Here is an 11,060-nt window from a genome sequence, read left to right on the forward strand (position 1 = left end):
ACGCTATAGAGTTTGTCGTTTCGCCACGACCCATGTGCTGCCGGTCTCCTCAAAATGGATTAACCAGCGAAACGATTGGTCTTTTTTCCCCTGTCTGTCCGAGAACATCATGCGAACGGTGACCGTTACCTGAGCGCTCGCGGCTTCCACCGTCATCTCGTCTACCGTCATCCGTACGCTCAATCCTCGGGCCGACTCGAAAAACTGCTCCCAGCCGGACGCTTCGTCGCCGGGAATCGACGGGTACATCGCGCGGACGGCGTTGATATCGCCCGACTGATACGCCTGCCCGAACCGTTCCAGAGCCTCCATGACTTTTCGACGAGCAACGTCTTTGGCGGCGGCCGCACGGGACACAGACGCCAGGGCGTCCCGATACTGCTCGATCGCCTCATCGTATCGCCCGTTCGCCATAAGACTCTGGGCCGCCTGTTGCGAGGCTTGTGCCGAGGCGAAATCCGGCGAACGACGGGCGATATCGTCAAGCAACGCAACCGCCGCCGAGACGCTGTCCGCCAGCTTCGACGCCGCCGCCCGCGCCCGGGCACCGACAAAGTCAAATCGGACCTCCGAAAGCTCCCCGGATTTCACCTCAACCGTCTGCTGCAGAGACAGATTGCCCGACTCGTCACTGATCGCACTAATGACATATTGCCCGGTGGACAACGTGAACGTGTGCGGCGTTCCTACCCCGTTTTGCATCTCCCCATTGATCAGTATCCGCGCCCCCGGCGGATCGCTTGACACACGGACAGAAACAGACCCACCATCGGTGAACTCAAACCGATGCGTGGTCGATCTCCCCGGTTCCACCGTCACTCTCGCCGAAAGAGTCCCTTCGCGCGAGCTTGCGTTGTCGACTCGCACGTCATACTCGCCCGCGTCAAGCACCGTCTGGTATTCCCGAGCGGCCTGCTCTACCGTTCTTCCGTCGATCCGAATCGTACTTGGTCGGTTAGTCACGATTTCCAGTTCGCCGCGCTGCTGGACCTCGCTTTCGATGATCGATGCCGAGTCTTCCAACACCGTGAACGATCGCGCCTCAGAGATGATGTCGCCGCGCAGGGCCGCCCCGGCAGCCCGCACTCGCCAGTAATAGCGCCCGGATGCCAGGGGCTCGACCCGGACAAGTCTCGATTCGGCAGTCACAAACGTGAACTCGTCGTGCGAGAACATCGAGTCAGTGGAGAACTCTACGGCGAATTCCGGAACCCCCTCGGTCGATGACCAGAGAAACTCGGGACGGTCTCCGTCGGAAAATTCCGCCCCCTCGATTGGCGATATCAACGAGATTCCAGTTGCCGGCTCCGGCGTTTGCTCGGGTTGCATCTGACCCGGCACGTCCATATCGCGGTCAACGGACGCTGACTTCTCGGCAAGCATGCCAGGAACGACGTAATACCCCGCAGCTGTCAACCCCGCCAGTACCACCGCTCCCAGCAGAAACGCCGGAAGTCGCCGCTTTCTCGGCTCCCTGGAGACGGCAACCGGAGCCGGCGTCGGTGGGGGTGTTCGCCGCGACGTATCTCGGGCGGCCCCCGCCAGCAGATACTCCTTCATTTCCCGCGCAGACTGGAAGCGGTTCTCCGGCTCCCGGTGCATCGCCTTGAGGATTACCTGTTCCAAATGCTTTGACATATCGGGCCGGTACCGTCGCGGGTTTTTCGGCTCCTGAAACATCTTCGCATCGCGAATTGCAAACAGATCTTTTGCGTCGAAAGGCAGTTCCCCGCACAGCATCTCATAAAACGTCACGCCCACCGCATAGATGTCGGCCAGGGCGTAATTCGTATCTCGCGACGGACTGAACTGCTCCGGGGCCATGTAATCGGGTGTCCCCGCGTAGGCGTTGACCGCCGTCATCGACGGGTCCCGCTCCCCTTTGGCTATCCCGAAATCGATCACCTTCACGCGCCCATGCTCATCGATCATGATGTTACTGGGCTTGATGTCCCGGTGTGAGATACCCCGCGAGTGCGCAAACTCGAGCACATCCAGCACCTGGCTGATGATCGCTATCGCTTCGTCGTATCCCAGCGGACCTGTCGTACGGATCCGCTGCTCCACCGTCGGACCGTCGATGTAGTCCATGGCGATCACCAGGTCTTCGCCGTGGTCGAAAAAGTGCCGGATACGGCAGATGTTTGGATGCCCGTCGACCAGCGCGAGCTTGTCGGCCTCCTGCTTGAACCGGTCGGCCAGCTGGTGATCGGTCAGGATCTTGAGGACCACGCGAAGATTGGGAATGTCGCGGTGCACGGCCAGATACACCCGGGCCATGCCGCCGGCGCCCATCTTCTTTAGTATCCTATAGTGACCTATGAAGTTATCATTCATGCGAACGTCAAGGTACCGCCCGTAGACGGTCATCTCAGGGTAAAGGTTCTCGCTGCCTGGTATTTATGGACCCGTCAAGCCCATCTTTTCACCAACCCCCGGGACGCCGTCGGACGCCGCCCCGATTCGGTCTTCTCACTACGCGAAAAACGGGTCCGAGAGCTCTCATCACCGGGCGAAAAAGGGGCCATCGGGCCCACCCGACCGCAGTCCCCCGGCCGCAGTCATTGACAGCGCCCTGGCGATTTTCCTACCTTCCGCCAATGCACAAATAATCGGCCGCATGCTTAATGTCCGAAGTGGAGTATCACATGAATCATCTGCGGTATATTCTGCTGGTTTCCGTTCTCGTTCTCATGCTCCTGTCCACTGTCCAATCGCAGACGCAGGGACGGCCCGGCTACCTGCGTTACCCGGCCATCCACGGCGATGCCCTGGTCTTTGTTGCCGAGGGGGACCTCTGGCTGGCGTCTGCAGCGGGCGGCGATGCCCAACGTCTGACCACCCATCCCGATCTCGAATACCGCCCCGCTATATCGCCGGACGGACGGTTGCTGGCCTTCTCGGGACGTTACGAGGGGCCGACCGAGGTATACGTTATGCCAATCGCGGGCGGACTGCCCCGTCGCCTCACGTTTAACGGCGAGGGCTCTTATGTCGTCGGCTGGACACCCGACGGCAAGGTCCTGTTCGCTACCCGCGCCTTCTCCACGTTGCCCGAGCTGGAACTCGCAGCGGTAGATCCGGAGAACTCCGAAATCGTCCGCCTGCCACTGGCCCAGGCTGCCGAAGGGACATACGCGCCTGACGGACGGACTCTGTTCTTCACGCGATTCCCTTTCAGCGGAAGCTACACCAAACGCTACCGGGGCGGAATGGCGCAGTCGATCTGGCGATTCGCCTCGGATGACACCGAGGCTTCGGAAGTGACGGCGGATTTCGACGGTACCAGTAGAAACCCGATGTACTTCGACGGCCGGGTATACTTCCTTTCGGACCGCGACGGTGTCATGAATGTCTGGTCCATGACCGAGGCCGGCGAAGATCTCCAACAACACACGTTCCACGCCGACTTCGATGCAAAGTACGCCTCACTTTCCCACGGGCGGATCGCGTACCAGCTCGGCGCAGACCTCCACGTGCTGGACATAGCAACCGGAAGCGACACGAAGCTCGACATTCACCTGACGTCCGACTTTGATCAGCTCCGCGAGCAGTGGGTGGACAAACCGATGGACTACGTGACATCGAGCAGTGTTTCCCCAACCGGCGACAGGGTCGCATTCACCGCCCGGGGACAAGTTTTCGTGGCGCCCGTCAATAAAGGACGACTTGTGCGCGTCACACACAACGACGCCGTTCGCTACCGCGATGCCCGGTTCATGCCCGACGGCGAATCGGTCCTGGTCCTCTCCGACGAGTCGGGCGAGGTTGAGTTCTGGTCGCTGCCGGCTTACGGAACCGGCGACGCGCGACAAATGACGACGGGCGGTGAGGTGCTTCGTTTCGAAGGCTACCCATCACCCGACGGCAAATACGTCGCCCACACCGACAAGAACAACAGACTCTGGTTCTTCGATATTGAATCCGGCCGGCACACCGTAATCGACAGCTCTCCCCGCTGGAGTCCCTCGAGTCCCACGTGGTCTCCGGACAGCCGCTGGATAGGCTATTCGCGGGAAAGCGGCGCAATGCTGTGGCAGGCTCGCATTTACGACCGCATAACCGGCAGCAACATTGCCGTCACCAGCGATCGCTATGACGACGGCAGTCCGGTGTTCTCACCCGATGGGAAGTGGATATTCCTGTTGTCCAACCGGCACGAAAACTCACTGGTATCACACCCCTGGGAGAGCCGCCAGCCGTTCCCATTCCTCGACAAACAGACCCGGATCTATATGATCCCGTTGAAAGACGGTCTCTTGTCCCCCTTCGAACCGACCAACGAGCTGACCGCCCGGCAAAAAGCCGACTCGGCTGCCGATAGCACGGAGGTCGTAGAGGTCGACTCTGTCGGGATCGTCGAACGACTGCTCGACGTACCCGTACCGCCCGGAAACTACGGCTCACTCAGTGTCAATGAAAAGCAACTCTTCTGGCTCTCGTGGGAGAGCGGCGGAGAATCCAGTCGCAGTCTCAAGACAATCGAGATCAAAAACGATGATCCTGAGGTGAAGACGCTGATGGAAGGCGTCTCCACTTACGAATTGTCCGCCGACGGCAAAAAGCTCATGATCCGCAAAGGGGACAATACCTACGTGATCGATGCCGGCACCGCTCCGCCGTCGGATCTCGCGAAATACAAAGTCGCCGTGGCAGACTGGACCTTCGCATTTGATCCCGCACAGGAGTGGCGGCAGATGTTTATGGATGCCTGGCGTCTGGAACGTGATTACTTCTACGACAAAAGCATGCACGGCGTGGATTGGCCGAAAGTGCGCGACAAATACCTCCCCCTGGTGGAACGAGTCACCGATCGCTGGGAGTTGAGCGACCTGCTCGGCGAAATGATCGGCGAACTCTCGTCACTTCACATGTACGTCTACGGCGGCGACATGCGCGAGGGAACCGACAATATCTCCGTTGCGTCGCTCGGCGCGATTTTGATCCGCGACGAATCGGCGGGCGGTTACCGCGTCGACTATGTCTATCGGTCCGATCCCGACGAACCATCCGGCGTCGCCCCGCTGGCCCGGCCGTCCGTCAACGTCTCCCCCGGTGACGTGATTACCCACATCAACGGTGTCGCGACCCTCTCCGTGCCGGGCCACGAATTGTTGCTGCGCGAACAAGCCGGCAAGCAGGTACTGCTGACCGTCCGCCCTCGCGGATCGGACGATCCACGGTCCGTCATAGTGGAACCGCTCAGCCTATCGAGCGCGGGTGATCTCCGCTACCGTGATTGGGAATTCACTCGCCGGCTCCGCGTCGAAGAGAAATCGGATCGGCAGATCGGCTACGTCCATCTTCGCGCGATGGGCAAAGGCGATTATAGCCGGTGGGCGCGTGACTTCTATCCGGTGATCGAGAGGCAGGGCCTCATCATCGATGCCCGCCACAACCACGGCGGCAATATCGACAGCTGGATCCTTACCACCCTGCTCCGGCATCCCTGGCTCTACTGGGTCGGGCGGGTCGGAGAGCCGTACCCGAATATGCAGAGTTCCTTTGCGGGACACATTGTCGTGCTTTGCGATCAACAAACGGTTTCCGATGGCGAGATGTTCACCGAAGGCATTCGCCGCCTCGGCCTGGGCACAATTATAGGCACGCGTACGCTCGGCGGCGAGATCTGGCTGTCCAGCAGCAACGTGCTGGTAGATCGCGGGATCGCCACGGCGGCCGAATCCGGCGTCTATGGACCGGAAGGCGAATGGATGATTGAGGGTGTGGGCGTTGTGCCCGATATCGAGGTCGACAACCTGCCGCATGCCACGTTCAGGGGCTCTGACGCTCAGCTCGACTCGGCGATAACGTTCCTCATGAAAAAAATCGCCGACGAACCAGTGGTTGTGCCTTCACCTCCCCGGTACCCCGACAAGTCGTTCAGGAATAACCGCCGATAAGTCGGTCCGGTCATGACGTACCGGGACCGGGGAATGGACCGGTCCCGGTGGTGCTTCTCAGAGGCTATAGCTGAACCCGAACATCGCCTGGAATTCCAGCTCCGGCTGATTCACTGCCGCATCGGCGTCATCAAACGTGTAATCGTCGCGTGGGTTGACGTCCTCCCCGTCCGGACTGTACGACGTATCATGACCGGTCAATGTACTTTCGAAGAAGTAGTCGATTCCAAGAGTCAAGACCAGATCGACGCGCGGATTCATTCGAAAGAAGCCCTGCAGACCCGTCCCGAGGCCCCACTGGTCGCTGCGAACATCGAAGTCCTCGTTCCCTCCTACGAATTTGAAATTGCCTGTGAACATCGCATAGCGTGGCCCTCCGAATATATAGGCCCGCTCCAAATTCAGAAGACGCACCGGGTACAACAGGTCCCCTCGGAACTCCCAAACTCGGCCCGACTTCTCCGGGAAACCGTTGGTGGCGTCATTGATGAATATGCGCCGAGAATCGAGCGCACTGCCGGGTCCTGCTTTGCTGTAACCGATCGCCAGTCGCGCTGACAGCGGAAAGTCCTCTGCGAACCCTCGAACCATGCCGTGTATCTGTCCCGATACCCCGTAGTGGTATCCCAGTGAAAGACCGACGGAAAACTCTGACCTCGGTCCGTCCGGTGCCTGGCCCTTGGCCCAAACCGGGCAAAACAGCAACCCCATCCCTACAACCGCAATTACCAAGAACTTAAGCATGGCTTTCTCCTCATATTAGGCCACTGAATCCACGCCAGTGACCTGCCCGGGTCAGATATTTGGCAAGTGACGTGGAGGTTACCACATATTTTCGGTAATCTCTCTTAAAGAACTGAGAGAAAAATAGGACCTTCTTATCGTTCTTTTTCTGGTCCTCCAAACTTCAACAAGTCCGGGGCGCAGTGAGTTTCGAAATCCGTAATGGCCCATGCATCCTGCACTTGCATGCTCACCAGAACCGTCGTTACAATGGCATTAATAAGGGACTGGAACGACACGGGCCTCTACGGAGGCCGTCAGGAGGGATTGATGTCCGGTATCGTCTTCCTGAAGACCGGACAGCTGGCAGCAGTCCGGGACTTCTATTGCTCGATCGTCGGCTGTTCAGTCTGGCTGGACCAACGCGATTGCATAATTCTCCGGCACGGCAATCTACTGTTCGGTTTCTGTGAGCGCGATACGCCGCAATGCGATCTCATGCTCACCTTCTTCTTTGCGAATCGTCGCGACGTCGATCGCATGTACAATCTCCTCGCCCCTCAAGCGGAATCCGCGCCGGCATACAACGACAGGTATCGGATCTACCAGTTCTTTGCCAGGGACCCCGAAGGCCGCGCGCTGGAATTCCAGCACTTTGACCACGAGATTCCTCCGCATAACATCGGCGATGAGATGCTGCGCCGCCGCCGCAGCATTCGCTCGTTTGAGGATCGTGCCATAGACCGGCAGGTACTGACGCAGATTGTTGATAGTTGCCGCTATGCTCCCTCATCCCGCAACTCACAGCCCTGTTATTTCAAGTTCATAACCGACCTGACCGTCCTTGCCGCACTGGCCAAGACCCGCGGCGACAGTAGTGCACCGATCTCGCGCGCCCCGATGGCTGTAGCAATATGCGCCGACCCCGCCCTATCAAAGCGCCACATACAGGACGCCTGCATCATGGCGTACCACTTTCTGCTGGCCGCCTTCAACCACGGACTCGGAACGTGCTGGATCGCAGCGATGGATCGAGATGACGTCAAAGTCACGCTCGGCATCCCTCACGATCATTACATCGCCACCGTCACACCCCTCGGATATCCTGCCGGAGAACTGCCCGATCCGTCGCAGAGGAAACCTGTGGAAGATCTGATTCGATAAAACCGCCCAAAAGCCAGCAGCCCGGCGGCTGTTAGACCGCCGGGCCGGGGTTGCTGGCGAAAACGATGATCGCTGAATGTAAAACTAACGGCTCTCTTACTTCAGCAGGATCATCTTCTTCGTTTCGTTTCTTTCCGCCGTACTCAGCCGGTACAAATACACACCGCTTGAATATTCTGCGGCGTCCCAGGTTACTGTATGGAACCCGGCGCTGATCACGCCGTCAACCAATGTCTCGATATGCTGACCGGTGATATTGTATACTTTCAATGTTGCGTGCGACGTCGACGGTATCGCGAAGCTGATCTCGGTGATCGGATTGAACGGATTCGGGTAATTCTGCATCAATCCGAACTCGTGGGGCAGCGAGGCGGACATACCTGCGCCCTCCCCGTACACCCATCCGCTCTCACAGGCTTTGGTGACCAGGTTTGAGGATGGTTCATAGGTCAGCGACGCATGGGGTACAGCGGTAACCTCAAAACACCATTCGCCGGTGCAGCACTTTGTCTTGCCGGTTGTGAATTGCACGTTGCCGTCAGTCCCAGTAGTGCCACTGAATGAACCGCCCACGGGACCGGTGGCGTTCGCATTGACCGTGGCCCCCGAAACGGGTTGACCATTGCTATCAAACACGGTGATCGTAGCAGTACCACTGCATTTGACACCCGCATTGGTTCGTCCTGCTACCATATTCTGCACGTGCATCGTGCCACCAACCGGCGGCTCGCTAACCGTGATGTAGTTCGACTTGGTTTCAACGTCCGATCCGTACTCACTGGAGACCGTTAACGACACCGTGTAAGTGCCCGCGGCCTGATACTGGTGCGACGGATTTTGCGACGTCGATGTTCCGCCATCGCCAGAATCCCAGTTCCATGAAGTCGGGGCGCCGGTTGACCGATCGGTAAACTGCACCGTCAGTGGATAGGTCCCCGAGGTGGGGGACTCAGAGAAATTCGCGACCCGAGCTGACGGCTCGGTGCTGTAGGCTATGTACATGTGGTCCACATAGCCGTACGTATCCCAATAATGCAACTGGTCATACGGAAATTCCGCCGGCGGATTATCGTAATAGGTATCATTCGGTGTTGCATACAGCGCGTGGATACCGATGGGTTCTACGCGCTTCACCGTCGGCAGCGCTGCGTACGCAGCCGTGACCTCGTCGAGATTCCCGGAATCGAACCGTACCTTGTAGTGCCGTGCCAGCGACCGGGTGGCCACATCCCCACCCCGATCGGCGCGATCCGATCCCGGAGACTGCGGTCGAAGGGTTGTGACCGAATACCGATCGGCCAGTTGATCGAAGTCGGACAGTCCCATCGTAGCTACGCGAGATTGCCGGTCTCTGCTGTGGTCGACCGCAGCGTTGTCGTCCCGAATAACCACAAACTCATTGGGGACGTATCCGATGAGGGAGGGCTGATTCAGGTACTTACCCGGATCGACCGGCAGGATCTGTTCCGATTGCAGCGGCGATGTCACAAGCAAACACAGCAGCGTGACGGTGAGGAGACGCTTCATTGCTCCTCCTGAGGGTCTGGGGTTGCCGACACGCGTATTAACGTTCCCATGTGCGTGAACTGATTGAGCGCAGCCTCCCAGGGACAAAAACGGCAACAGAGCCGCGGTAAACGCGGCTCTGCCCCGTTTTCATCTGACGTGAGCAAACAAGTGTGACCGACCGAGACCTTGTTGTCACGCTATAGGGATGAGTGACCGGAGCGCAAAAAAATACCACGAATTGTGACGATGTGGACTTTGGATCACAAAAAAAGGCCCGCCGTGCGGCGGGCCTGTGAAAATCGCTGCTTTGATTAGTATCTCGAGCGTCATTCAGTGCACCGATGAGGCGCGGGGCCGCCGCGGAACAAATAGGCAGCCAGCCGATCCACATCGCCGGCATCAAGACCGTTGTTACAGTTCAAGTCACATTGGCGCACGCTCACCGGGCGTCCGTGGTGTCCCTGGCCCCCGGCAAACACGAGTCTGGACAGAATGCGAAGATCGGTGGCATCCACAACCCCTGAATTGTCCAGATCACCTTTGGCCGCGTCGGCAACCGCCGCATACGCGTCCAGTGCGCCCCACCCAAAATAAGAGTCAGGGACATCAAGCTCACCCCAGAGCAGTGTGCTTCGCGCGGTGAGTCGTAGATGATTCTGGATCGCGGCCGACGACAACGGACCAGTCCGCTCGAGTACCAGGGCCACCGTTCCCGTCACGAACGGAGCCGAAAAGGAGGTCCCGCTCCAGGTCCCCCACTCGTATTCCCCGGCCAGGCTGCTGTACACGTTCACTCCCGGCGCAACCAGATCAAGCGTCGGGCCGTAGCTCGAGAAAAGAGCCCTCTGGTCCTGTGTGTCTACCGCCCCCACGGAAATCACGGATCCAAATGCCGCTGGATACAACGGAACGGTCGTCCCGTAGTTGCCCGAGGCCGCCACAAGTACCACACCCGCCGACAACGCCCGGTCCACAACGCTCGCGAGTACCGGGTACTGCTCAAACGTCCCGAAACTCATGTTTATCACCTGGGCGCCGAGTTCTATCGCTTTCCGAATCGACTTCGCGGTGTTGAACTCACTGCCAACCCCGTCGCCGTCAAAGGCCCGAATCGGTACGATCTGGCAATCCGGAGCCGCCAGAAGAATCAAACCGGTGACGAAAGTCCCGTGACCGTACATCGTCCCCGGCTCCTCGCTCGGATCGTTGTCGTTATCAATGAAGTCGTGTCCTCCCAGGACGCGGCTTGACTGCATAAGGGGGTGATCGAACGAAATTCCGTTGTCGATCACTGCGACCGTCACGCCTGCCCCGCTCGCCAGGACCTGAGCGGAATCAAGCCCCGTCGCGTACACCCCGGTCTGGTCATAATACGTCGGCGGGTTCGTACCAAACGAAAACACCGGACGCTCCTGATCGGGAAATCCGATCGAGATCTGCTGCACTTCCGGTAAAACGTAGTGATGATTTGGTTGCGCAAACTGGATGTGGGGGTTCTTGAGAAGCATCTTGATAATCCCGCCCACCTGACGCGTGGTATCGAATTCCAGCAAGTATGTCTGCTCGTCCGGTATACTGTCGGCGATCGTAATACCCGGATGATTCAGAATACTCTTCGGAGTACCCCCGACCTTGAATTTGACAATCGCTTCTCCCGGAACAATCGTCTCTGTGATGCCTGTCGAAACCAAACATAAAAGCAGCAGGAACCCGACAGCGGTGCTGCGGATCAGCCATGACGGAATCATGTCACCCTCACTT

General features: G+C 58.7%; 6 protein-coding genes. 2 read left to right on the top strand and 4 right to left on the bottom strand.

Annotated features, from left to right (window positions below):
* Positions 1 to 3: 3 nt before the first annotated feature.
* Complete coding sequence (locus RBT76_06910; protein ID MDX9857500.1) at positions 4 to 2,337, bottom strand: serine/threonine-protein kinase; 2,334 nt, start codon at positions 2,335 to 2,337, stop codon at positions 4 to 6.
* Between the two features lie 311 nt (positions 2,338 to 2,648).
* Here RBT76_06910 and RBT76_06915 point away from each other — a divergent pair, with 311 nt between their 5' ends.
* Complete coding sequence (locus RBT76_06915) at positions 2,649 to 5,903, top strand: S41 family peptidase (protein MDX9857501.1); 3,255 nt, start codon at positions 2,649 to 2,651, stop codon at positions 5,901 to 5,903.
* Positions 5,904 to 5,960: 57 nt separating this feature from the next.
* Here the strand turns inward: RBT76_06915 and RBT76_06920 are convergent, their stop codons facing one another.
* Positions 5,961 to 6,647, bottom strand: a complete 687-nt coding sequence (locus RBT76_06920) for a hypothetical protein (GenBank protein ID MDX9857502.1) — start codon at positions 6,645 to 6,647, stop codon at positions 5,961 to 5,963.
* Between the two features lie 309 nt (positions 6,648 to 6,956).
* Here RBT76_06920 and RBT76_06925 point away from each other — a divergent pair, with 309 nt between their 5' ends.
* Positions 6,957 to 7,790 (top strand): nitroreductase family protein, encoded by an 834-nt coding sequence (locus RBT76_06925; protein ID MDX9857503.1) that lies wholly within the window; start codon positions 6,957 to 6,959, stop codon positions 7,788 to 7,790.
* 96 nt (positions 7,791 to 7,886) lie between these two features.
* On the opposite strand, the gene RBT76_06930 is transcribed toward RBT76_06925, so the two are convergent.
* The gene (locus tag RBT76_06930; protein ID MDX9857504.1) at positions 7,887 to 9,317 is read right to left on the bottom strand and encodes a PKD domain-containing protein; all 1,431 of its coding nucleotides are present in this window, start codon (positions 9,315 to 9,317) and stop codon (positions 7,887 to 7,889) included.
* 308 nt (positions 9,318 to 9,625) lie between these two features.
* Positions 9,626 to 11,047, bottom strand: coding sequence for a S8 family serine peptidase (locus RBT76_06935; GenBank protein MDX9857505.1), 1,422 nt, complete (start codon positions 11,045 to 11,047; stop codon positions 9,626 to 9,628).
* Between the last annotated feature and the right edge of the window lie 13 nt (positions 11,048 to 11,060).

It is taken from the genome of Candidatus Zixiibacteriota bacterium (genome assembly GCA_034003725.1).
Classification (GTDB): domain Bacteria; phylum Zixibacteria; class MSB-5A5; order GN15; family FEB-12; genus WJMS01.

Excerpts from the sequence above, each read along its gene's own strand:
- RBT76_06910 (MDX9857500.1), bottom strand. The coding sequence starts at position 2,337 with ATGAATGATAACTTCATAGGTCACTATAGGATACTAAAGAAGATGGGC.
- RBT76_06915 (MDX9857501.1), top strand. The coding sequence starts at position 2,649 with ATGAATCATCTGCGGTATATTCTGCTGGTTTCCGTTCTCGTTCTCATG.
- RBT76_06920 (MDX9857502.1), bottom strand. The coding sequence starts at position 6,647 with ATGCTTAAGTTCTTGGTAATTGCGGTTGTAGGGATGGGGTTGCTGTTT.
- RBT76_06925 (MDX9857503.1), top strand. The coding sequence starts at position 6,957 with ATGTCCGGTATCGTCTTCCTGAAGACCGGACAGCTGGCAGCAGTCCGG.
- RBT76_06930 (MDX9857504.1), bottom strand. The coding sequence starts at position 9,317 with ATGAAGCGTCTCCTCACCGTCACGCTGCTGTGTTTGCTTGTGACATCG.
- RBT76_06935 (MDX9857505.1), bottom strand. The coding sequence starts at position 11,047 with ATGATTCCGTCATGGCTGATCCGCAGCACCGCTGTCGGGTTCCTGCTG.